Here is a 23066-nt window from a genome sequence, read left to right as displayed (position 1 = left end):
TTAATTGCTGTGGTGTTTTTTAATGAGTTCAGACACTAACTTACCTGAAATTAGTGAGGGTGGGACTCCTGGTCCTGGAACCGTTAGTTGTCCTGTGAAATAAAGGTTGTTTACCTTTTTACTTTTTAATTTGGGCCTCAAAAATGCCGTTTGAGATAGCGTATTAGCCATTCCATAGGCATTGCCTTTGTAAGAATTATAATCTTTAATAAAATCTTTGATACAGAAGGACTCCTTAAATATAATATTATTTTTTACACTTTGTTGAGTTAGTTTCTCAAAACGTGAGATAATAAGATCAAAGTATTGATGTCTCAGTTCGTTAGTATCTTCAATGCCAGGAGCAATCGGAATAAGGAAAAAGCCTGTTTCACAATTTGCTGGAGCCATAGATTTATCAGTTACTGAAGGGAAATTAGCATAAAACAAGGGGTCTTTTGGCCATTGAGGGTTGTCATATATTTCTTCGGCATGCGTTTCGAAATCAGTATCAAAAAACAGATTGTGATGTTCTACATTATTAAGTTTTTTGTCAAAGCCAATATAGAATAGGAGTGAAGAAGGTGCGAATGTTTTCTTGCTCCAATAGTTTTCAGAATATTGGCGAAACTCTTGATCTAATAGCGTTTCAGAATGATGATAATCAGCTCCACTGAGAATGACGTCAAAAGTTTTGATTTCTCCGTTGATTATTGCAGAGGAAGCTGTATTGTTTGTGACATTAATTTTTTGAACGGTACTATTCGTATGAATAACTACACCTAGACTTTCAGCTAAAGCTGCCATTGCCTTAATAACTTCGTACATGCCACCTTTAGGATGCCACGTACCTAAACCGAAATCGGCATAATTCATAAAACTATAAAACGAAGGCGTATTGCTGGGTTTAGCACCTAAAAATAATACTGGGAATTCAAGCGTTGAAATTAATTTCGGATTTTTAAAATGCTTTCTCACCTCTCCACTAATAGTCTTAAAGAACTGATCAACTCGTAATGCAGTTTCTGGTGTAACGAGTTCAAATGGAGAAATTCCAGGTTTTAGAACTACTTTATTTATGGCGATATCATAATTGGTAGCAGCTTTACTTATAAATTTTCTTAAGGGCTTGGAACTTCCAGACTCAATACGCTCAAATTCTTTACATATTTTGTCTAAGGTATCACCTATCGTAATAATTTCGTCTTTGAAAAAGATTTTGTAGGCAGGACTTAATTTGTCTAATTCGTAAAAATCGGATACAGACTTTCCAAAGTCTCCAAAAAACTTTTCAAAAATGTCTGGCATCCAATACCAACTCGGACCAATATCAAAAGTGAATCCTTGTTTAACTAATTGTCTGCAACGACCTCCAACAGTAGCATTTTTTTCAAATAAACTAACATCATATCCGCTCTGAGCCAAATAGCAAGAAGCAGATAATGCGGAAAATCCAGAACCTATGATAGCGATATTTTTATTCATTGTTTAACAAATTTAAACAAAAGTTAAACAACTTTAGTCTTAGGGATGAAATTTTAGAGTTTTTTAACTAAATCCTTAATGGTTTTGAAAGGAATAATTTGCTTTGGTAGTGAATTTAAATCAATTTCATCTAACATTCTACCTAAAATCCAAAATTTAATAGAATCTTTAACAATTAATGTCTGTGAAAAATCTTTGATGTAATCAGCAATATCATCTTTTTCAGGTTTTACTGTAAAGTATGATATGAATGTGATGTCGTCGTAATAATTAAGAAGATCTTTAAGGCTATCGAGAGGGACACTTTGACCTAAAAAAATAGATTGATGTCCTTTAGCAATAATTTCATAATTAATAACCATGAGGCCTAATTCATGAATTTCGTTATCTGGAAGATACAGGACAAATATTTTATCAGAATTTACTTGATTTTGAGATTGAATGATCTCGGTATTGACTAATATCTTTTGTCTTATAAGAGAGGTCAGAAAATGTTCGTGAGCAGGAGTAATGGTATCCGTTTGCCAAAGCATTCCTATTTCAGATAAAAGTGGAATTAAATCTTGATAAAAAATTTCTCCAAATGATTTTTCTTTAATTAAGCTTTCATAAGTATCATAAAATAACTTTTGGTCAAAGTTGAGCATAGATAATTTGAAGGCATCAATAGCATGATTATTTGTTGTATCGTTCTCAGCAACTTCTTTTACTAATTGAGAGATATCGTCATTTTTAAGAGCTGCTATTTTTGATATTTTGTAGCCATTATTATTTAAGTAACTAATGTTTAGTAGCTTTTGAAGATTGGATAGGCTATAATATCTAATGTTAGTATCAGTTCTTTCGGGCTGAAGCAAGTTGTACCTTTTTTCCCATATTCTTATAGTGTGAGCTTTGATGCCTGTTAAATTCTCAAGGTCTTTTATACTGAAGGTACTTTTGATATTGTTCATTTTTAAAATAAAAAGATTAAACAAAAATAATCTTTTTTTTTAATGAACATTGATATTTAGATGTAATTTATGATTTTGTGACCAAGGTGAGACGGCTAAAGAAGGTAATTGTGCGCACGAGAAGACTCGAACTTCCACGGACTAATGTCCACCAACCCCTCAAGCTGGCGCGTCTACCAATTCCGCCACGTGCGCATAATTTTAATAAAGATAAAAAAAAAGTTAAGCGGATGCTTAACTTTTTTTATGTGACCAGTCTGGGGCTCGAACCCAGGACCCTCTCCTTAAAAGGGAGATGCTCTACCAACTGAGCTAACTGGTCAATAAGTTTCTCTAACGAGGGTGCAAATATAAAACGTTTAATTAATATTCCAAACCTATTATTGGATATTTTTTTGTTTTTTTGTGATTGCGATACTTATGTTTTTAATAATCAATTTATAACAGAAAAATGACACTTATTTTAGTTGGATATATGGGCTCAGGAAAGTCTTCTGTAGGTAAGAAATTATCAGAAATTTTAAATTATGATTTTATTGACCTTGATGCTTATATTGAAGAGAATGTAAATTTAAAGATAAGTGAGATTTTTGAAACTAAAGGAGAGATTTTTTTCAGAAAGCAGGAGAGCATTTACTTAAAAGAAGTTATAAATAAAAAGAATACTATAGTTGCTTTAGGTGGAGGTACACCATGTTATGGAAATAATTTAAATATACTTAAAGAAGAAGACGATTCCAAAGTGATTTACCTTAAAGCATCAATTCATAATCTTACAGAGCGTTTATTTTTAGAAAAATCAAACAGACCTCTAATTTCTCACTTGAATACTAAAACTGAAGTATTAGAATTTATTGGGAAGCATTTATTTGAGAGAGCTCCATTTTATGAACAGTCAGATATCACCATTAAAACAGATTTATTAACTATAGAAGAAGTTGTAGAGTCTGTTCTACTTGAACTATTTTAAATAGGCTTCATATGTTTTGCCAGTCAGTGTTACTTCTACATGTTCGTTTAAAGAAGTCGATAATGAAATCCCTTTGAAGTCGGCTTTAACAGGATATTTTTTATGATTTCTATTTACCAGAACAGCAGTTTTAAACTGTTTTAACGGAACATCTAGAAAATGTTTTACACCATAAATAAGAGTACTTCCAGAATTTAAAACGTCATCAATTAAAACCAAAGATTTATTAGTGTAATCTTCTTTATTAAGCGAGGTGGTGATTTCTGAAAGTGGATTTTTTTTAACGATATGCACTTTACAAAGTACAGGCTTTATATCAGAAATTTTTTCGAGGTTTTGCTTCAGTTTTTTTGCTAGCAAAAAACCATTGTCTTGAATTCCAGCTAAGATAATTTCTTCTTCATACACATTACTTTCATAAATCTGGTAAGCAATTCGTCTTATTTTGTGCTGAATTTCCTGATGATTTAAGATGGTGTTTTTGGTAATGCTCATGCTTTTTTGGTTTTTTCAAAGATAAAAAACAGTTTGTTAATGCTGATTTAAATTTTAATTATCTTCTTCTGGAGTTTCATAAAAATCATCAATATCTCTTCTATCTTTTTTTGTTGGTCTTCCAGCTCCTTTTTTTCTGTAATAATCTTTAGAATATTTTAATAATTCTTTTGCTTCAAAAGCTTCTTTTGGAGTTATATCTGTTCGGTAAATATCTACCAATTTTGCACCAACTCGGCTTTCTGGAATGTCATTTACAATGATGATATAGTTAATCTGATCTTTCCGTAACTCAATTTTATCAGTTGGATAAACCTCTCTACTAGGCTTAACGACTTGTTCATTTACCTTTACATGGCCTTTTTTACATGCATTAGTAGCAATGCTTCTGGTTTTAAAATATCTAATACTCCAAAGGTATTTATCGACTCGCATATTAAAGTTATAAAAATGGCGTTAATTGTTTGATGCAAAAATATATATTATTGTATCTTGCACCTTAAAAATAAGCAATATTGTATCATTTAAAATAGGTTGAAGTATTTTGAATGAATGTTAAAGAAAATAAACTTAATTATGATGTTTAGAAATACCCTTATAGTAGTTCTACTTTCCGTTTTGTGTTTTACCTCATGCAAAAATGATGACGACGGTTTTGAAATTCCACCACCAAGAGACAGAACAATTCAACAAGCAAGAGATAAAGACTCTTTGTTAAATTATATGAGCACCCATTATTACAATTCCTCAATATTTGAAACACCTGGTGACTATACATATGATGACATAGTTATTACCGAGTTACCTATTAATACGGAAACTGGTGAATATTTAGATCTTCCAGATCCAGATATTAATACATTACTAATAGATGCCGTTGAAACGCATACAGCCGAGTACTTAAATGTTGAATACGAATACTATACTCTTAAATTAAATCAAGGAGGAGGAGATTCTCCATACGCTTCAGATACTGTAAATATCAATTATTACGGACAACTATTTGATGGTGAAGATTTTGATAGTACTGCTAATGCTGAAAATTTAGATCTTATTACGCTTATCGAAGCCTGGAGATTAGTATTAGTTGATTTTGGAACGGCAACCGAAATTACCGATAATGGTGATGGTACATTTTCTTATAGTAATTATGGTTTGGGTGTTATGTTTGTTCCTTCAGGTTTAGCTTATTTTAATGCACCTCCTTTTGGAATTTCTCAATACGAAAACCTTATTTTTAAATTTGAATTATACACCAGAGAGCCTAATGATCACGATCAGGATTTAGTACTATCATTTTTAGAAGATATCGATGGTGATGGAAATGTATTTAATGATGATACGGATAATGATAATATCCCTGATTTTTTTGATATTGATGATGATGGAGATGGAGTATTAACAAAATATGAAGACTTAGATAATGATGGAGATCCTACCAATGATGATACAGATGGTGATGGTATTCCTAATTACTTAGATTCGAGCACAGCAATTTCAAACCAAGACGATAATTAAACTAAAAAAAAGCCGCTATTAGCGGCTTTTTTTTATTTACAATGCAAGAGATACACTAAGGATTAATTGATCTGGTCTTGTGTCTATTCTACTTACAACACCATTGCCTAAATTGTTATCAATAAATATAGCTTCATTATTGCTAAAACCTCTTTCATATCTCAAATCAATTCCTATTTTATTAAGGTTTAAGCCAATCCCAAAGTTTAAACCCATTGAAAAGTCATCTTTAACATCATTAATATTAATACCATCAAATTCTGTATTTAATATATATTGTAGTGAAGGTCCACCAAAAATACTAACTGGTCCGAGAATTCTGGCACCAATTAACAAAGGAGCATCAATTTTAGTCATTGAAAAATCATCACTATTATAGGTGCTTTTAGTTGCAGTGTATAGTAATTCTGGTCTGAAATATAATCGGTCTCCAATTTTTCCAAAAACACCAACATGATAACCAATGTTACGATCAGGATGTTTGGCATTATCACCAATAGATTCAAAATAATCACCATTAGCATTGTAATTTAATCCAGCTTTAATACCAAAAGCGCTTCCTTCCTGTGCATTGACATTAAAACTTAATAAACCTAATATAAGCGCACTAATAATTAATTTTTTACTTACACCATTCTTAGTAGCTAAGTGGTTGCTATTTGTTTTTAAAATTTTCATAATATTCGTTTTTTGTGATTTGGATGTATAATATCAAAAACGTTGCCAAACGATTATTATTTCGTTTACCTGAAAACAGATTAAGTTCATTTAGAGGTATAATCAAAAAAAAATCTAGCCGATTAAAGCTAGATTTTTATACATTGTTTTTACCGAAGTATTATTTTCTTTTTATGACCTTTTCTGAAGCTTTTATAATAGCATCAGCATTTAAGCCATACTTCTCCATTAGTTGTTCTGGTGTTCCTGATTCTCCAAATGTATCATCAGTAGCTACGAATTCTTGAGGAGTTGGATGATGAAGCGCAAGTACTCTTGCAACACTTTCTCCTAAACCACCTAAGTAATTATGTTCTTCAGCAGTTACGATACAACCAGTTTTTGAAACAGAATCTAAAATGGCTTTATCATCTAAAGGCTTAATGGTATGAATATTAAGGACTTCAGCAGAAATTCCTTTTTCAAGAAGTGCTTTTGCTGCTTCAAGAGCTTCCCAAACTAAATGACCAGTCGCCACGATGGTAACATCATTACCTTCAGTTAATTGAACAGCTTTGCCAATTTCAAATGTTTGATTTTCAGGAGTGAAATTAGCCACTTTTGGTCTTCCAAAACGTAAATAAACGGGACCATGATGTTCAGCAATAGCAATAGTAGCCGCTTTAGTTTGATTATAATCACAGGTGTTGATAACGGTCATGCCTGGTAACATTTTCATGAGGCCAATATCTTCAAGAATTTGATGTGTTGCACCATCTTCACCTAATGTTAATCCAGCGTGAGATGCACAAATTTTTACATTTTTATCAGAATAGGCAACACTTTGTCTGATTTGGTCATAAACACGACCAGTAGAGAAGTTGGCGAATGTTCCAGTAAATGGAATTTTTCCACCAATAGTCATTCCGGCAGCTAAACCAATCATATTAGCTTCAGCAATTCCAACCTGGAAAAAGCGGTCAGGATGATTGGCTTTAAAATCGTCCATTTTTAAAGAACCAATTAAATCAGCGCAAAGTGCGACAACATTTTCATTGGTTTTTCCTAATTCCGTTAATCCAGCTCCAAAACCTGAACGTGTATCTTTATTTCCTGTATTTGTGTACGTTTTCATTGTTTTTTTAATTGATGATTAATAATCTCCTAAAGTTTCAGGATTTTGTGCTAATCCAATTTCTAATTGCTCATCATTAGGAGCTTTGCCATGCCAAGCATGCGTATGCATCATAAAGTCAACACCATTCCCCATCACTGTTTTGAGTAAAACGCAAACTGGTTTTCCTTTTCCTGTTAAAGCTTTAGCTTCGGCCATTCCTGTTAATATAGCATCAATATCATTTCCTTGTTCAATATCAACTACAGTCCAGCCAAATGCTTCAAATTTAGCTCTAAGACTTCCCATGGGTAAAACATCATCTGTCGCTCCATCAATTTGCTGACCGTTTAAATCAATTGTAGAAATGATATTATCAATATTATTCGCAGCGGCATACATAATACCTTCCCAGTTTTGTCCTTCTTGTAATTCACCATCACCATGTAAACTGTAAACAAGATGCTTGTCATGATTTAATTTTTTTGTTTCAGCAGCACCTAAAGCCACACTAAAACCTTGTCCGAGAGAACCAGAAGCAACTCTCACGCCTGGCAGACCTTCGTGAGTAGTTGGATGTCCTTGTAATCTGGAATTAATAAGTCTGAAGGTATTTAATTCATTTACAGGAAAATAACCTGATCTTGCAAGCACGCTATAAAACACAGGTGAAATATGGCCGTTTGAAAGGAAGAATAGGTCTTCACCAATTCCATCCATATCGAAAGTTTCTTTTCGATCCATAATGTTTTGATATAATGAAACAAAGAATTCTGCGCATCCTAAAGAACCTCCAGGATGACCTGAATTTACTTTGTGTACCATCCGTAAAATATCTCTACGAACCTGAGTTGTTAAGTCTTGTAATTGTTGTGTGTTTGGCATAAAAATAGAGTGAGTAATTTAAGCCTCAAAAATAAAGTTTTCAGCAGCCTAATCAAAAATAGAAATGGGTCACTTATTAACGATTTTCGTCAGTTGCTAACAATTTAAAATATTGAATCTGTGTTTTAAGTTTTTCAAAGTATAATTTTATTAAATGTTTAAGACCATAATACAGTGAGATAATTATCTTTGCCCACTGATGTGCCTATGTTATGAATTTTGAATTAAAAGCTAATGATTCTCAAAGTAAAGCCAGAGCTGGAGTAATAACTACAGATCATGGTAAAATTGAGACTCCTATATTTATGCCTGTCGGAACTGTAGCTTCTGTAAAAGGTGTTCACCAGAGAGAACTTAAAAACGATATCAATCCTGATATCATTTTAGGAAATACCTATCATTTATATTTACGACCTCAAACACCAATTCTGGAAAAAGCAGGTGGTTTGCATAAATTCATGAATTGGGATAGAAATATTTTAACCGATTCTGGTGGTTATCAAGTGTATTCTTTATCTGCAAACAGAAAAATTAAGGAAGAAGGTGTAAAATTTAAATCGCATATTGACGGAAGCTACCATGTGTTTACACCAGAGAACGTCATGGAAATTCAACGTAGTATTGGTGCAGATATTATCATGGCATTTGATGAGTGTACACCATATCCTTGTGATTATAATTATGCCAAACGATCAATGCATATGACACATCGTTGGTTAGAACGTTGCTTGACACATTTAAATAAAACGCCATTCAAGTACGATTATGAACAAACATTTTTTCCTATTGTTCAAGGAAGTACATATAAAGATTTAAGACAGCAGTCTGCCGAATATATCGCAAATGCTGGAGCACAAGGGAATGCTATTGGTGGACTTTCAGTAGGTGAACCAGCTGAAGAAATGTATGCCATGACAGATGTCGTATGTGAGATCTTACCTTGGGATAAACCAAGATATTTAATGGGAGTTGGAACGCCAATTAATATTCTAGAAAATATAGCTTTGGGTGTTGATATGTTTGATTGTGTCATGCCAACCAGAAATGCCAGAAATGGAATGTTGTTTACTGCTCATGGAAGTATAAATATCAAAAACCTGAAATGGGCAGATGATTTTTCACCTATTGATGAAATGGGAATCACTTTTGTAGATACAGAATACACCAAAGCTTATCTGAGACATTTATTTACTGTGAACGAATTATTAGGAAAGCAAATTGCAACCATTCATAATCTCGGATTTTATTTATGGTTGGTCAGAGAAGCCAGAAAACATATCTTAGCAGGAGATTTTAGACCTTGGAAAGATAAAATGGTTAAACAAATGGATAAGCGCTTATAAATTGAAAATCCTAGACTGGTACATATTAAAACGTTATTTGTTCACTTTTTTGATGATGTTGATCCTGTTTATTCCTATCGGAATTACAGTAAATCTAGCAGAGAAAATAGGGAAAATATTAGAACGTGAAGTTCCTTTTCCTGCTGTAGCTCAATATTATCTGGATTTCACAATTTATTTCGCTAATTTACTATTTCCAATATTTTTGTTTTTGTCTGTGATTTGGTTTACATCCAAGTTAGCAAACAATACGGAAATCGTAGCGTTTTTAAGTTCAGGAGTATCCTTTACCAGATTTTTAAGACCTTATTTAATTGGTGCTACCATTGTTGCCACTTTTGCCTTAGTACTTGGAATGTATTTAGCACCAAAAGCAAGTAAAGGATTTAATACGTTTAAATATAAATATCTTAAAAATAACAAAGATCTTGTGCAAACTCAAAACATTTACAGACAAATTAATGATAATGATTTTATCTATGTAAGTAGTTTTGATCCGAATACGAAACGAGGAAATAAATTTACTCTTGAACATTTTGAAGGTAATAAATTGAAGTATAAGATTTCTGCGAATTCAATTACCTATATCGATTCAACGTACAGACTTATTGATTATACAAAACGAACAGTTGGTGCTCATGAAGATATTATAGAATCGAAACGTCGAATGGATACTTTGTTCACTTTTGATGTAGATGACTTAACACCTGTAGAATATATTGCTGAAACACTACAATATGGTGAACTTACTCGTTTTATTGAAAAAGAAAAACGGAGAGGATCTTCAAATATTGGTCGTTATGAAGTTGTAAAATATAAAAAGTGGAGTTTACCTGTATCTGTATTTATTTTAACCATTATTGCTGTTGCTGTATCTTCTGTAAAACGAAGAGGAGGAATGGGTATTAACTTGGCATTTGGTATTACAACTGCTATGATTTATGTGTTTTTTGATAAGGTCTTTGGTGTCATGGCTGAACAATCAGATTTTTCGCCTATAGTCGCGGTCTGGTTTCCTAATTTGGTTTTTGGTATATTAGCAGGATATCTTCTGTACAATGCGAAGCGCTAAAACCAAGAATTATTTACATCTTCACTTTTTAGTGTTTATTGCTGGTTTTACTGCCATCTTGGGAGAATTGATTTCAATTGGTTCTACAGCATTAGTTTGGTATCGCATGCTTATTGCTGGTATTTTAATGTATGGCTATATAAAGCTAATTAAACTCAAAATTAAAATTGATACGAAAACCAAACTCAAGTTTTTCGGAGCTGGAATCATCATCGCTCTGCATTGGATTACGTTTTTCGAAGCTATTAATCAATCAAACGTGTCTATTACTCTAGCTATGTTTTCTACTGGAGCATTTTTCGCGTCATTTATTGAGCCATTAATTTATAAACGACGCATTATTTGGTACGAAATTATCTTCGGAATAATCGTCATAGCAGGTGTGTTTTTAATTACTCAAAGCGAAATAAAATACATAAACGGTATACTATTAGGTATTTCATCTGCATTATTTTCAACCTTATTTGCTGTAATTAATGGTCGTTTTATTGAGGTTCATCAAGCCACTGTAATTTCGTTTTACGAGTTCATTAGTGGCGTTGTATTTTTAACACTATTTATTCTCATCTTTCAGGATGGGTTTAGTTTAGACTTCTTTGATCTCAGTTCGAAAGATTGGTTATATCTTATTATTCTGGCTTCAGTTTGTACAGCATATGCATTTATAGGTTCTGTACATGTGATGCGTCTAATTAGTCCATACACTGTAATTCTTACCTATAATTTAGAACCTTTATATGGTATTGCTTTGGCTTTACTATTATTCCCAGAGACTGAAATTATGAGTGCCCAATTTTATTATGGTGCAATATTGATTTTAGTTACTGTGCTAATGGATGCCGTTTTGAAGAATTACAAACGGAAAATTAAAGAACCTTCTCTTGTTGATAAAATATAGTAAATTTTGTCTTCGTATAAGGATATTCATTATTTTTGTTAAACCCTAAAATCAGACTTACCTTTCACGTGCCTACATTCGAAAAAATATGTAGTTTTGTACGCTAACTAAAACTAAACAATTGTTTAAATGGAATACTTAGAATTTGAACTTCCTATAAAAGAATTGCAGGATCAACTCGAAAAATGTCAAATCATTGGCGAAGAAAGTGAAGTTGATGTTACTGAAACTTGCAAGAAGATTGAAAAAAAATTAGTTGAAACGAAAAAAGAAATTTATAAAAATCTGACAGCTTGGCAACGCGTTCAATTGTCTCGTCATCCTAACAGGCCTTATACATTAGATCATATAAAAGCGCTTTGTGGCGATTCCTTTTTAGAACTTCATGGTGATAGAAATGTGAAAGATGACAAGGCTATGATTGGTGGTTTAGGAAAGATTGGTGATCAAAGTTATATGTTTATTGGTCAACAAAAAGGCTATAACACAAAAACCAGACAATATAGAAATTTCGGTATGTCTAATCCTGAGGGATATCGCAAAGCTTTGCGCTTAATGAAGTCTGCTGAAAAATTTGGGATTCCTGTAGTGACGCTTATTGACACTCCTGGTGCTTATCCAGGTTTTGAAGCTGAAGAACGTGGACAAGGAGAAGCTATAGCAAGAAATATTCTGGAAATGACACGCCTTAAAGTGCCTATCATTACAGTTATTATTGGGGAAGGCGCTTCTGGAGGTGCTCTAGGAATTGGAGTAGGAGATAAAGTTATGATGCTTGAGAATACGTGGTATTCTGTGATTTCTCCAGAATCTTGCTCCTCTATTTTATGGCGCAGTTGGGAATACAAAGAGCAAGCAGCAGAAGCTCTTAAGCTAACAGCACCTGATATGAAAAAACTAAAACTAGTAGATGAGATCATTAAAGAGCCCTTAGGTGGAGCACATACGGATCGTGAAAAGACGTTTTTGGCAGTTAGAGATGCTATTGTAAAAACATATGAGGATCTTAAAAACTTATCACCAAAAGAATTGGTCAAACAGCGTATGGATAAATACACTAATATGGGAGTTTTTAAAGGTTAAACCTTAGTACATAAAGGATTGAAAAAACTGAAACATTTAGTTTCGGTTTTTTTTATCGCTATTAACAATATATTCAAGTTATTAACAGTTAAATTGTTGAACAATTGTTAAGATTGTAAACGAACTAAACTATCGTTTTTGTTTACAATTTATTTACATTCGCAGTTATGAAACAACCCAACCAAATACAAGGCTATAAAGTTGATAAAAGCACAATTATCAGCTTAGAAAAAGGAAAAATACCTCCTCAAGCAATTGATTTAGAGGAAGTTGTGCTTGGAGCGATGATGATTGATAAAAAAGGTGTTGATGAAGTTATCGATATCTTAAGCGCTGAAGCATTTTACAAAGAATCTCATAAAATCATCTTTGAAGCCATTTTCAAATTATTTGAAAACAGTGAGCCTATCGACTTATTAACCGTTTCCAGTCAGTTAAAAAAGGATGCTAAATTAGATTTGGTTGGAGGTGATTTTTATCTGATTTCTTTAACGCAACGCGTTTCATCTTCTGCCCATATTGAATTTCATGCGCGTATCATTCTTCAGAAATATATTCAGCGTAGTTTGATTAAAATATCTAATGAAATTATTGAGGAAGCTTACGATGAAACCAAAGACGTTTTCGATTTATTAGACAATGCAGAAGCGAAACTATATGAGGTTACACAAGGAAATGTCAAAAAGTCAACTGAAACAGCACAAAGTTTAGTTATTCAGGCTAAAAAGAAAATTGAAGAAATTTCCAATAAAGAGGGAATGAGTGGTATTCCTACTGGTTTTACCAAATTAGATAGATTAACTTCTGGATGGCAACCGAGTGATTTAATCATTATTGCAGCGCGTCCAGGTATGGGTAAAACAGCGTTAACCTTAACCATGGCAAGAAATATTGCTGTCGATAGTAATATTCCTGTGGCATTTTTCTCTTTAGAAATGTCATCAGTACAGTTAATTACACGTTTAATTTCTTCAGAAACAAATTTATCTTCCGAGAAATTAAGAACAGGTAAATTAGAAAAGCACGAATGGGAACAATTAAATGTTAAAGTTAAAACATTAGAGAAAGCACCTTTGTTTATTGATGATACACCATCGTTGTCTATTTTCGATTTGAGAGCAAAAGCACGTCGTTTAGCGTCACAATACGGAATCAAAATGATCATGATTGATTACCTGCAGTTAATGACAGCAGGTGGAAGTCAGAAAGGAGGAAACCGTGAACAGGAAATATCTACGATTTCTCGAAACCTTAAGGCCTTAGCAAAAGAATTATCAATTCCAGTAATTGCTTTATCGCAATTATCGCGTGCTGTTGAAACGCGTGGAGGAAGTAAACGACCGTTGTTATCCGATTTACGTGAATCTGGAGCTATTGAGCAAGATGCTGATATTGTGAGTTTCATTTACAGACCAGAATATTATAAAATTGATGAATGGGATGATGATGACCGTTCTCCTACTGAAGGTCAGGGTGAATTCATCGTGGCAAAACACAGAAATGGTGGTTTAGAAAATATCAGATTGAAATTCATCGGTCATTTAGGTAAGTTTGATAACCTAGACGATTTTGATACACCTTTTGGAGAGTTTCATTCTAAAATGAATGCAGCAGCCAATGATGATACATTTAAACCAGAAAATTTTCCATCGGCTTCTGATGCATTTGGAACTCCAGAAGATGACGATAATGATGTACCATTTTAAGATTTTTTAAAGAAGAATACCAAGATATTAGCTTAATTTTGTTTAAAGCTAAGAACAGAATAATTGCCTCATGTTAGAAGAAAGACGAACAACAAACACACTTTTATTATTTATAGTAATTCCTTTAGTATTTTATTTACTAAAGCTTCTGTCTTTTATCTTTATTCCACTTATTTCATCAATGTTTATAGCATTATTGTTTCTGCCCTTGATGCGTTGGTTGAGCAGAAGAAATGTGCCTAGATTGTTAAGTATCGTTATTGTCATTTCTTTAATAGCTATAGGTGTCTTTATAGGCGTCGAGTTGGTGCAATTATCCAGCAGACAAATCTTATCTAACAATACTGGATTCTTTGGTAAAGCTGAAGTTAAAATTAATGATTTGATGCTGTATTTGCAAAATGAATTCGGAATTGTGTATGATACTGATAGTAATATATTTGCCCAATTTTTTGAGAAAGATAATATTGGTTCAACTTTTGACTTTATAAGAAAATTTTTGACCAACATATTAATGATTACCTTTTTTACCATTTTATGGTTATCAGAATCTATTAATATGCATAAGGTAATGAATGACACTATTTTAAAACGAAAACATACGTCTATAAAAGCGTTCATGAAGATTGAAAAAGACTTAATAACTTTTATTAAAGTTAAGTTTTTAGTGAGCTTATTAACTGGAATATTTACAGGCTTGGCTTGTGTCTTTTTTGATGTGAGTTTCCCGATTTTCTGGGGACTTTTCGCTTTCCTAATTAATTTTGTACAAATGGTTGGCTCGTTTATTTCTGTTATACTATTGTCCATTTTTGCTTTTGTAGAACTAGACCCAACGAGTACGTTATTCTTCTTTATTTTATCAATTACTGGAGTACAGGTGTTATTCGGAGCTATTCTAGAGCCTGTCTTTATGGGCAAATCGTTTTCTATAAATGTCATAACAGTACTCATTATGTTAATGCTTTGGGGCTTTATTTGGGGAATTCCTGGATTAATTATGGCTATTCCAATTACAGTATTTATAAAAATTATTTTAGAACAGTTTCCAGGTACAAAAGTCATTGCGTCCTTATTGTCTGGACCAGAACGTTCTATCAAACCTCTTAAATAACCACTTATTTTTCTATAGACTTTAAGGCTTAAAGGCAACTTAAGGTCTATGTATCTTTTTCTTATCTTTCAGAATCCTATCTAAAATCTATTGAAATGGTTCATGGAACGCATAATGCTGTTGCTGACGACAGAAATAAAGACATTAAAATTTATATTAACGGAGAATTCTTCAAAAGAGACGATGCCAAAATATCAGTATTCGATAGCGGTTATCTCGTAGGTGATGGTATTTGGGAAGCTCTACGCTTACATCGTGGAGTTTTAGTTTTTCTTGAAGACCATTTAGACCGTTTATGGATGTCTGCAGCTTCAGTTGGAATGACCTTTCCCTTTACTAAAAGAGAATTGACTCAGACCATTTGGAAAGTGCTCAATGAGAACAAGATGACAGACCACGTTCATGTTAGGATTATGATAACGCGTGGCATCAAAAAAACACCATCTCAAGATCCTCGGTTAACCATTTCTGGTCCTAATGTTGTCATAATTCCTGAATTTAAAAAGGCTTCCGAAGACAGCAAAGAAAAAGGAATTACGCTATTCACGAGTACAATTAGAAGAGGTTCTCCAGATTATCTCGATCCTAGACTAAACTGCCACAGTAAACTTCATGAAGTTCAGGCACTCATTCAGGCCATTGAAGCTGGAGCAGATGAAGCGTTAATGCTCGATGTTAATGGATTTGTATCGACATGTAATGCAACGAACTTCTTTATCATTAAAAATGGTGAAGTGTGGACCTCTACAGGTCAATATTGTATGAATGGCATCACAAGGGCAAAAGTCATTGAATCTTGTCAGAGAAACGGAATTGTTTGTCATCAAAAAAACTTTTCGCTATTTGATGTGTATGGTGCAGATGAGGCCTTTGTTACTGGAACCTTTGGTGGATTAACACCTGTGACTAAAATCGATGGACGACCAATAGGAGAGAAGACATATGGAGATATGACCAGAAAACTTTCAGGATTTTATAATGATTTAATTGCAGAAGCTGTTGCCAATGGTAAGTAATTCAATTAAACGTATTTCACTATGGTCTGGACCTAGAAATATATCAACCGCTTTGATGTATAGTTTTGCCCAAAGAAATGATACCAAAGTATTTGATGAGCCCCTATATGCTTATTACCTTAAGAATTCGAATGCTAAAGACTATCATCCAGGAGCAGAAACTATTTTAAAAACTATGGAAAATGATGGAGATGAAGTCGTAAAGATGATGCTTAATTATTCTGAACAACCCGTCTTATTTTTTAAAAATATGACACATCATCTTTTAGATTTAGATAGACGTTTTATGAAAAGTTTGTATAATGTGATACTCACTAGAGATCCTAGAGAAATGCTTCCATCATTTGCTAAAGTCATAAAACAACCAACCATGATGGATGTTGGATATAAGCTACACTTAGATTTGATTCAATATTTTGAAAAAAACGACATAAATTATGTTGTGTTAGATGCTAAAAATGTATTACTAAATCCTGAAGGTGTGCTGAAGCAGCTCTGTGAACATAGTGATATCCCATTTAACAATGCAATGTTAGCATGGCAACCTCAAAAGCTTGAAGAAGATGGTGTTTGGGCAAAATACTGGTATGATAATGTTCATAAATCGTCTAAGTTTTCTACTTATAAACCTAAAGCAGATCCATTTCCAAAACATTTAATTCCGTTATTAAACGAATGTTTGCCATATTATAATCAATTATCGCAATTGGCGTTATCTTAAAAACGTATCGTTTCAACTAAAAAACCTAAAAGTATATTAAAGCGTTTAGTTTCGGACTAATTTTTGAGTATCTTTCGGTTATGAAGAAGACAATTGCCCTTATCGTATTTATCTTTTTAGCATGTAATTGCTATGCGTCCTATATTCTAATTCCTATGGATGTTGAAGGCCAGCAAAACCACTTAAAAGCTTATGGTGTTACTTATTGGACACTAGAAAAGCAGGCAAAAGTGAAGTGGTTATTAAATTATAAAGGTGGATCATTTTTATTACCAGATTCTGAAGAAATACGACGTGAATGCACGATAAGAGGTGTTAGTTTTGAAGTGATTTCAAGTTCAAAAGCAGAAGAAATTCTCGAATTTATCGCTAGTCCGTCACAAAATATGGAAGCTGTCGTTTTGGAAAAAGCACCTAAAATTGCGGTATATTCTCCAAGCGGATTACAACCATGGGATGATGCCGTAACTATGGTATTAACCTATGCTGAAATTCCTTACGAAACGATATACGACGAAGAAGTATTAAATGATGGGTTGTTATTGTTTGACTGGTTACACTTGCATCATGAAGATTTTACAGGTCAATACGGAAAGTTTTATCGCGCTTACAAATCGGCTTCATGGTATATTCAGGAAAAGAAAGAAGCTGAAGCCCTTGCACTAAAATTAGGATATGATAAAGTTTCTCAGGAAAAACTGGCAGTTGCAAAAAAAATTCGTGATTATGTCATAGGAGGTGGTTTTATGTTTGCCATGTGTAGTGCTACAGATAGTTTTGATATTGCATTATCTGCAGAAGGTGTTGATATTTGTGAACCTATGTTTGATGGCGATGGAAGTGATCCTAGTTATCAAAGTAAAATAGATTACAATAAAACTTTTGCGTTTAAAGATTATTTATTAGAACGTAATCCGAACGTCTATGAGTTTTCTTCCATAGATATGACACAAAAACGACGTATTCCACCAACTACAGATTATTTTTCCTTAATGGAGTTTTCTGCGAAATGGGATCCGATTCCATCAATGTTATGTCAAAATCATACGGCATTAGTTAAAGGTTTTATGGGACAAACAACATCGTTTACTCGAGAAGAGATCAAGTCTAATGTATTAGTAATGGGAGAAAACAAAACGAATGGAGAAGCAAAATACATCCATGGTATAAAAGGAAAAGGCTTTTTTACGTTTTATGGAGGGCACGATCCGGAAGATTATACACATAAAGTGGGAGATCCAAAAACAGAATTAGACTTGCATCCAACATCGCCTGGATATCGCCTTATTTTAAATAATGTGTTATTTCCAGCTGCTAAAAAGAAGAAACAGAAAACCTAATTGTTTTTTTAACTAGTTTCTTGTTCATTTAGAAAACAGATAACTCGATATACTAAAATATAGGTCATTAATAATCTAAACTATAGGATTTGAAATTCGCTTTAAAACAATTCTTTAAACTTTTATTGTATTCGATTCTGTTTTGGTCGTTCGCCTTTTGTTCATTTATTCTAATTCGATATTATGGTAGAAATCATGAGAAAGTCACAACAGTAGAGCTCAATGAGGTTACAACTGCTTCTGAATATCTCATATTTGGTCTGATATTAGGCTTGATGGTCGGTATTGTATATGCGATTGTCGAATTTTTATTCGACAAGTTTCTTTCTAAAGTATTGCATTTGGGGTTAATATTATTATTTAAATCTATTATTTATCTCATATTTTTAATTTTTTCTTTAACCCTTATAGCTTATTTAGCAGAATCATACATAAAAGTTGATTTTCCAAATCAAAGAGGTTGGTGGATTACCAATAAAATATTTTGGGTTGTTACGTTGTATTTTATTATTTGTTCTTTAATCTTTTCATTTATAAGGTTAACCAATGATAAATTCGGAAGAGGCGTAATTTTTAATATGATTATTGGTCGTTATCGAAAGCCACGAGAAGTAGAGCGTATTTTAATGTTTATTGATTTGAAATCGTCTACAACCATAGCAGAATCACTGGGCCATTTAAAATACAGTCAATTTATTCAGGATTGTTTTTATTATCTGAATAGAATTGTTAGTAAATATGATGCAGAAATTTACCAGTATGTTGGAGATGAAGCTGTATTAACCTGGCGATTGGAAAAAGGATTAAAGCAACTGAATTGTATTCATTTATTTTTTGAATATGAACGAAGACTTAAAAGAAACTCAAAATACTTTACAAAAAAGTATGGGGTTATTCCTGAATTTAAAGCAGGTCTTCATTCTGGAAAAATTATTATTACAGAGGTAGGAACTATTAAAAAGGAGCTTGCATATCATGGCGATGTAATTAATACAACATCAAGAATTCAGGAACAGTGTAATGACTATAATGAGTCATTGTTGATATCTGAAGAGTTACTGGTAAATCTTAAATTGCCCTCTAAATTTAAATCCATTCCATTAGGTGAAGAACTTTTAGAAGGAAAAACAGAAACTTTAAAGTTGTTTGCAATTCACAAGACTTCTTAGTCACTGAATATTGTGAATCAAATATTGAATATCACCAAAATTAAAAATAAGCGTTTGGAGGATATGGATAAAAAAAACCGACTCATTTCTGAATCGGTTTTTATAAGCGAATTGTTGTTATTATTTAGGCAAACGCCTTACTTTACTTTGTTTACTATTGCTTCAAAAGCTTCTGGGTTATTCATTGCTAAATCGGCAAGAACCTTACGATTCAATTCGATGTTGTTAGCTTTAAGTTTTCCCATAAACTTAGAATAGCTCATTCCGTGTTGTCTGGCTCCAGCGTTAATACGCATAATCCATAATGAACGGAATGTTCTCTTTTTTACTCGACGGTCTCTGTACGAATATTGCATCGCTTTATCAACCGCATTTTTTGCTACTGTCCAAACGTTTTTACGTCTTCCAAAGTAACCTTTTGCTTGCTTAAGAACCTTTTTTCTTCTGGCTCTTTTCGCTACTGAATTTACTGATCTTGGCATTTCTTAAATTGTTTTTTTGTAGTAGGCGGTCAAATATTGACACTTGCTAAATGGTTTTGCCTAACTCCAGGGTTTATAATTTGTTTTAACCGATTAAAACTATGTTACTTTAAACGTAACATGGTTTTAATATTGTTCTCATCTGCTTTATGTACTAAAGTGTCATGAGTTAAAGCAAGCTTTCGCTTTTTTGATTTTTTTGTCAATATATGACTCTTAAAAGCGTGCTTTCTTTTAATTTTACCAGTGCCAGTTAGTTTAAAACGTTTCTTAGCACTTGATTTGGTTTTCATTTTAGGCATTGTTTCCTATTTTTATTTACGTTTCGCTTATTATCTTAATGGCTGAACTCTTCAGCTTATTTTACTTTTTTTGGCGCGATGAACATGGTCATACGCTTACCTTCTAATCTAGGCATTTGTTCTACTTTACCTAAATCTTCAAGATCTTGAGCCAATCTTAATAATAAGATTTGACCTTGTTCTTTAAAAACAATTGAACGACCCTTAAAGAATACAAATGCTTTTAATTTAGCTCCATCTTTTAAAAACTTCTCCGCATGTTTCTTTTTAAATTCATAATCGTGATCATCAGTTTGAGGACCAAAACGAATTTCTTTTATAGTCACTTTTGAAGCTTTCGCTTTCAGAGCTTTTTCACGTTTCTTTTGTTCGTAAAGAAACTTCTTATAGTCCATGACTTTACATACTGGAGGATCAGCCTTAGGAGATATTTCAACCAAATCCAGTCCTTGTTCATCCGCAATGGCAAGTGCTTCTTTTGTTGAGTAAATTCCTATTTCTATGTTATCACCGACAAGGCGTACCTTCTCAGCTCTAATTTTAGAGTTAATTTTGTGTTGATCTTCTTTTACTACTCGCTTAGAGTAATTTCTTCTACGTATTGCTATGGCTTATATATTTTAGTTAAACTTAATTGTTTTATTTAAATGTTTTTAATGTCTTTTTCACTTCATTATCAACAATTTCTGCAAACTCATCTACATTAATCATGCCTAAATCTTCACCACCATGTTGACGAACAGAAATTTTGTTTTCGTTTTCTTCATTCTCGCCAATAATAACCATATATGGTATCTTATTCATTTCGGCCTCCCGAATTTTCTTCCCAATAGTTTCGTTTCTATTATCTGCGAGGGCGCGAATTTCGTGTTTTTCTAGCAAATTTAAAACTTTTTCGGTGTATTTTTCATATTTCTCACTTAATGAAAGTATAATTACCTGTTCTGGCATAAGCCAAAGCGGGAAATTTCCTCCAGTATGTTCTAGTAAGATAGCAATAAAACGCTCCATACTTCCAAAGGGAGCTCGATGAATCATTATCGGGCGGTGTAGTTCATTATCACTGCCTTTGTAGGTTAAATCAAAACGTTCCGGTAGTGTATAATCTACTTGAATTGTACCAAGTTGCCATTGTCTCCCAAGAGCATCTCTGACCATAAAATCTAGTTTCGGTCCATAAAAAGCTGCTTCGCCAGTTTCAACAACGTAATCTAAACCTTTATCAATTGCAGCATTCAAAATTGCATCTTCAGCTTTTTTCCAATTTTCATCGCTACCAATATATTTATCTGGATTTTCGGGATCTCTAAGTGAGACTTGGGCAGTGAAATTCTCGAACCCTAATGATCCAAAAACATAAAGCACTAAATCAATAACATCTTTAAATTCTTTATCTAACTGATCTGGAGTACAGAAAATATGGGCATCATCCTGAGTAAACCCTCTTACACGAGTTAATCCATGAAGTTCACCACTTTGTTCATATCTATATACTGTGCCAAATTCAGCAAAACGTTTTGGTAAATCTTTGTATGACCATTGACTGCTATTGTATATTTCACAGTGATGAGGACAATTCATTGGTTTCAATAAAAATTCTTCACCTTCTTTAGGTGTGGTAATGGGCTGAAAACTATCTTCTCCATATTTGGCATAATGACCAGAAGTTTCATAAAGTTCTTTCTGTCCGATATGTGGAGTTACTACCATTTCATAACCAGCTTTTTTCTGTGCACTTTTTAGGAAATTTTCTAAGCGTTCTCTCAAAGCTGCACCTTTTGGTAGCCATAGTGGTAAGCCTTGACCTACTTTCTGTGAAAATGTGAATAATTCTAGTTCTTTACCAAGTTTTCTATGATCACGTTTTTTTGCTTCTTCTAATAAATGTAAATACTCGGTTAATTCTTTTTGTTTAGGAAATGAAATGCCATAGACGCGGGTTAATTGCTTATTGTTTTCATCTCCTCTCCAATAGGCGCCTGCTACAGACAAAATCTTTACAGCTTTAATAATCCCAGTATTTGGAATATGGCCTCCTCGACATAAATCTGTGAATGTAGAATGATCGCAAAATGTGATTGTACCATCTTCTAGATTTTCAATTAACTCTACCTTATATTCATTATCCTGAGACTTATATAATGATAGAGCTTCATGTTTAGAAACAGAACGCATATTGAAATCATGTTTTCCTCTGGCGATTTCTAACATCTTATTCTCGATAGTTTTAAAATCTTTTTCTGAAATCGTATTATCTCCAAAATCTACATCATAATAAAACCCATTTTCAATAGCTGGACCAATAGATAATTTGATTCCAGGATAAAGTTCTTCAAGAGCTTGAGCTAGAACATGAGATGTTGAATGCCAGAACGCTTTTTTTCCTTCGTTATTTGTCCATGTATATAATATTAATGAACCGTCTGTTTTTAGTGGGGTATTAGTTTCGATAGTTTCATCGTTGAAACTGGCTGAAATAACATTCCTCGCAAAACCTTCACTAATATCTTTAGCAACTTCCATAGGAGTTATTCCTTTCTCAAAAGTTTTAATGGTCCCATCAGGTAGTGTAATATTTATCATAAAATGATTTTAATTAGGACAGCAAAGATAGTATCTTATATATTTAGATACAATAATAAAGTTATAGATAATTAGGAAGTGCTAAGTTGTTTAACTAAGGTATAGTTAAAATCTCTAGTATTAATTGCAAATAGCTCAGAATAAGGCGTTAGAATATTAAAGTAAAAATACTTTAAAAAAG

23 protein-coding genes and 2 tRNA genes are annotated in these 23066 nt (G+C 32.9%); 12 read left to right on the top strand and 13 right to left on the bottom strand.

Going from position 1 to position 23066, the window contains the following annotated elements; genetic code table 11:
* The 4 genes from TD18_RS07355 to TD18_RS07340 form a co-directional block, all read right to left on the bottom strand.
* Positions 1 to 1464: a phytoene desaturase family protein gene (locus TD18_RS07355; RefSeq protein WP_040250697.1), complete on the bottom strand. Its 1464-nt coding sequence runs from the start codon at positions 1462 to 1464 to the stop codon at positions 1 to 3.
* Between the two features lie 53 nt (positions 1465 to 1517).
* Complete coding sequence (locus TD18_RS07350; RefSeq protein ID WP_040250695.1) at positions 1518 to 2417, bottom strand: MerR family transcriptional regulator; 900 nt, start codon at positions 2415 to 2417, stop codon at positions 1518 to 1520.
* 111 nt (positions 2418 to 2528) lie between these two features.
* Positions 2529 to 2612: transfer RNA gene (locus TD18_RS07345), tRNA-Leu, on the bottom strand.
* Between the two features lie 54 nt (positions 2613 to 2666).
* Positions 2667 to 2739: transfer RNA gene (locus TD18_RS07340), tRNA-Lys, on the bottom strand.
* A gap of 129 nt (positions 2740 to 2868) precedes the next feature.
* On the opposite strand from TD18_RS07340, the gene TD18_RS07335 reads away from it, so the two are divergent.
* The gene (locus TD18_RS07335) at positions 2869 to 3387 is read left to right on the top strand and encodes a shikimate kinase (RefSeq protein WP_040250691.1); all 519 of its coding nucleotides are present in this window, start codon (positions 2869 to 2871) and stop codon (positions 3385 to 3387) included.
* Here TD18_RS07335 and TD18_RS07330 read toward each other — a convergent pair.
* Together TD18_RS07330 and TD18_RS07325 are read right to left on the bottom strand one after the other, a co-directional pair.
* Positions 3379 to 3882, bottom strand: a complete 504-nt coding sequence (locus TD18_RS07330; protein ID WP_040250688.1) for a phosphoribosyltransferase family protein — start codon at positions 3880 to 3882, stop codon at positions 3379 to 3381. The genes TD18_RS07335 and TD18_RS07330 overlap by 9 nt on opposite strands.
* 54 nt (positions 3883 to 3936) lie before the next feature.
* A complete protein-coding gene (locus tag TD18_RS07325; RefSeq protein ID WP_040250686.1) occupies positions 3937 to 4317 on the bottom strand; it encodes an RNA-binding S4 domain-containing protein in 381 nt (126 codons plus the stop codon).
* A 141-nt stretch (positions 4318 to 4458) separates the two neighbouring features.
* On the opposite strand from TD18_RS07325, the gene TD18_RS07320 reads away from it, so the two are divergent.
* Complete coding sequence (locus TD18_RS07320; protein WP_052461081.1) at positions 4459 to 5400, top strand: FKBP-type peptidyl-prolyl cis-trans isomerase; 942 nt, start codon at positions 4459 to 4461, stop codon at positions 5398 to 5400.
* Positions 5401 to 5436: 36 nt separating this feature from the next.
* On the opposite strand, the gene TD18_RS07315 is transcribed toward TD18_RS07320, so the two are convergent.
* From TD18_RS07315 to TD18_RS07305, 3 genes are all read right to left on the bottom strand, one after another.
* A complete protein-coding gene (locus TD18_RS07315) occupies positions 5437 to 6078 on the bottom strand; it encodes a porin family protein (protein ID WP_052461080.1) in 642 nt (213 codons plus the stop codon).
* Between the two features lie 160 nt (positions 6079 to 6238).
* Positions 6239 to 7192, bottom strand: coding sequence for a transketolase family protein (locus TD18_RS07310; RefSeq protein WP_040250684.1), 954 nt, complete (start codon positions 7190 to 7192; stop codon positions 6239 to 6241).
* Positions 7193 to 7210: 18 nt separating this feature from the next.
* Complete coding sequence (locus TD18_RS07305) at positions 7211 to 8056, bottom strand: transketolase (protein WP_040250683.1); 846 nt, start codon at positions 8054 to 8056, stop codon at positions 7211 to 7213.
* A 212-nt stretch (positions 8057 to 8268) separates the two neighbouring features.
* Between TD18_RS07305 and tgt the strand changes: the two genes are divergently transcribed.
* From tgt to TD18_RS07255, 10 genes are all read left to right on the top strand, one after another.
* On the top strand, positions 8269 to 9399 hold the full coding sequence (gene tgt / locus TD18_RS07300; RefSeq protein WP_040250680.1) for a tRNA guanosine(34) transglycosylase Tgt: 1131 nt from the start codon (positions 8269 to 8271) through the stop codon (positions 9397 to 9399).
* Between the two features lies 1 nt (position 9400).
* Positions 9401 to 10471: an LptF/LptG family permease gene (locus TD18_RS07295; protein WP_084205873.1), complete on the top strand. Its 1071-nt coding sequence runs from the start codon at positions 9401 to 9403 to the stop codon at positions 10469 to 10471.
* A complete protein-coding gene (locus tag TD18_RS07290) occupies positions 10458 to 11369 on the top strand; it encodes a DMT family transporter (RefSeq protein WP_040250676.1) in 912 nt (303 codons plus the stop codon). The genes TD18_RS07295 and TD18_RS07290 overlap by 14 nt, the downstream gene beginning before the upstream one ends.
* Before the next feature lie 129 nt (positions 11370 to 11498).
* A complete protein-coding gene (locus TD18_RS07285; RefSeq protein WP_040250674.1) occupies positions 11499 to 12452 on the top strand; it encodes an acetyl-CoA carboxylase carboxyltransferase subunit alpha in 954 nt (317 codons plus the stop codon).
* Positions 12453 to 12619: 167 nt separating this feature from the next.
* Positions 12620 to 14158, top strand: a complete 1539-nt coding sequence (gene dnaB / locus TD18_RS07280) for a replicative DNA helicase (RefSeq protein ID WP_040250672.1) — start codon at positions 12620 to 12622, stop codon at positions 14156 to 14158.
* Positions 14159 to 14228: 70 nt separating this feature from the next.
* Positions 14229 to 15272, top strand: coding sequence for an AI-2E family transporter (locus TD18_RS07275; RefSeq protein ID WP_040250669.1), 1044 nt, complete (start codon positions 14229 to 14231; stop codon positions 15270 to 15272).
* A 95-nt stretch (positions 15273 to 15367) separates the two neighbouring features.
* Positions 15368 to 16288, top strand: a complete 921-nt coding sequence (locus TD18_RS07270) for an aminotransferase class IV (RefSeq protein WP_040250666.1) — start codon at positions 15368 to 15370, stop codon at positions 16286 to 16288.
* Positions 16278 to 17009, top strand: coding sequence for a sulfotransferase-like domain-containing protein (locus TD18_RS07265; RefSeq protein WP_040250664.1), 732 nt, complete (start codon positions 16278 to 16280; stop codon positions 17007 to 17009). Before TD18_RS07270 ends, TD18_RS07265 begins: the two co-directional genes overlap by 11 nt.
* 155 nt (positions 17010 to 17164) lie before the next feature.
* Complete coding sequence (locus TD18_RS07260) at positions 17165 to 18349, top strand: hypothetical protein (RefSeq protein ID WP_040250663.1); 1185 nt, start codon at positions 17165 to 17167, stop codon at positions 18347 to 18349.
* 89 nt (positions 18350 to 18438) lie between these two features.
* A complete protein-coding gene (locus tag TD18_RS07255) occupies positions 18439 to 19518 on the top strand; it encodes an adenylate/guanylate cyclase domain-containing protein (RefSeq protein WP_040250658.1) in 1080 nt (359 codons plus the stop codon).
* A gap of 137 nt (positions 19519 to 19655) precedes the next feature.
* On the opposite strand, the gene rplT is transcribed toward TD18_RS07255, so the two are convergent.
* The 4 genes from rplT to thrS form a co-directional block, all read right to left on the bottom strand.
* Entirely contained in the window at positions 19656 to 20000 is a 345-nt protein-coding gene (gene rplT, locus TD18_RS07250) for a 50S ribosomal protein L20 (protein ID WP_040250654.1), read from the bottom strand.
* A 104-nt stretch (positions 20001 to 20104) separates the two neighbouring features.
* Positions 20105 to 20302: a 50S ribosomal protein L35 gene (gene rpmI, locus TD18_RS07245; protein ID WP_040250651.1), complete on the bottom strand. Its 198-nt coding sequence runs from the start codon at positions 20300 to 20302 to the stop codon at positions 20105 to 20107.
* 56 nt (positions 20303 to 20358) lie between these two features.
* Positions 20359 to 20853 carry a translation initiation factor IF-3 gene (infC, locus tag TD18_RS07240; protein ID WP_241480664.1) on the bottom strand — a complete coding sequence of 165 codons (495 nt, stop codon included), beginning with the start codon at positions 20851 to 20853 and terminating at the stop codon, positions 20359 to 20361.
* Positions 20854 to 20941: 88 nt separating this feature from the next.
* A complete protein-coding gene (thrS, locus tag TD18_RS07235) occupies positions 20942 to 22885 on the bottom strand; it encodes a threonine--tRNA ligase (RefSeq protein ID WP_040250647.1) in 1944 nt (647 codons plus the stop codon).
* Positions 22886 to 23066 lie beyond the last annotated feature (181 nt).

It is taken from the genome of Psychroserpens mesophilus (assembly GCF_000826645.1).
GTDB classification, from domain to species: domain Bacteria; phylum Bacteroidota; class Bacteroidia; order Flavobacteriales; family Flavobacteriaceae; genus Psychroserpens; species Psychroserpens mesophilus.
Note: the sequence above shows the minus strand (reverse complement) of the source record. Positions and strands in the feature narration are given on the sequence as shown.

Bases quoted from the DNA above. Each gene is read 5' to 3' on its own strand.
- TD18_RS07335 (WP_040250691.1), top strand. From the start codon at position 2,869: ATGACACTTATTTTAGTTGGATATATGGGCTCAGGAAAGTCTTCTGTA.
- thrS (WP_040250647.1), bottom strand. From the start codon at position 22,885: ATGATAAATATTACACTACCTGATGGGACCATTAAAACTTTTGAGAAA.
- TD18_RS07305 (WP_040250683.1), bottom strand. From the start codon at position 8,056: ATGCCAAACACACAACAATTACAAGACTTAACAACTCAGGTTCGTAGA.
- TD18_RS07325 (WP_040250686.1), bottom strand. From the start codon at position 4,317: ATGCGAGTCGATAAATACCTTTGGAGTATTAGATATTTTAAAACCAGA.
- TD18_RS07290 (WP_040250676.1), top strand. From the start codon at position 10,458: ATGCGAAGCGCTAAAACCAAGAATTATTTACATCTTCACTTTTTAGTG.
- TD18_RS07270 (WP_040250666.1), top strand. From the start codon at position 15,368: ATGGTTCATGGAACGCATAATGCTGTTGCTGACGACAGAAATAAAGAC.
- TD18_RS07350 (WP_040250695.1), bottom strand. From the start codon at position 2,417: ATGAACAATATCAAAAGTACCTTCAGTATAAAAGACCTTGAGAATTTA.
- TD18_RS07275 (WP_040250669.1), top strand. From the start codon at position 14,229: ATGTTAGAAGAAAGACGAACAACAAACACACTTTTATTATTTATAGTA.
- TD18_RS07260 (WP_040250663.1), top strand. From the start codon at position 17,165: ATGGATGTTGAAGGCCAGCAAAACCACTTAAAAGCTTATGGTGTTACT.
- rpmI (WP_040250651.1), bottom strand. From the start codon at position 20,302: ATGCCTAAAATGAAAACCAAATCAAGTGCTAAGAAACGTTTTAAACTA.
- TD18_RS07285 (WP_040250674.1), top strand. From the start codon at position 11,499: ATGGAATACTTAGAATTTGAACTTCCTATAAAAGAATTGCAGGATCAA.
- TD18_RS07315 (WP_052461080.1), bottom strand. From the start codon at position 6,078: ATGAAAATTTTAAAAACAAATAGCAACCACTTAGCTACTAAGAATGGT.
- TD18_RS07320 (WP_052461081.1), top strand. From the start codon at position 4,459: ATGATGTTTAGAAATACCCTTATAGTAGTTCTACTTTCCGTTTTGTGT.
- tgt (WP_040250680.1), top strand. From the start codon at position 8,269: ATGAATTTTGAATTAAAAGCTAATGATTCTCAAAGTAAAGCCAGAGCT.
- rplT (WP_040250654.1), bottom strand. From the start codon at position 20,000: ATGCCAAGATCAGTAAATTCAGTAGCGAAAAGAGCCAGAAGAAAAAAG.
- dnaB (WP_040250672.1), top strand. From the start codon at position 12,620: ATGAAACAACCCAACCAAATACAAGGCTATAAAGTTGATAAAAGCACA.
- TD18_RS07355 (WP_040250697.1), bottom strand. From the start codon at position 1,464: ATGAATAAAAATATCGCTATCATAGGTTCTGGATTTTCCGCATTATCT.
- TD18_RS07310 (WP_040250684.1), bottom strand. From the start codon at position 7,192: ATGAAAACGTACACAAATACAGGAAATAAAGATACACGTTCAGGTTTT.
- TD18_RS07265 (WP_040250664.1), top strand. From the start codon at position 16,278: ATGGTAAGTAATTCAATTAAACGTATTTCACTATGGTCTGGACCTAGA.
- TD18_RS07330 (WP_040250688.1), bottom strand. From the start codon at position 3,882: ATGAGCATTACCAAAAACACCATCTTAAATCATCAGGAAATTCAGCAC.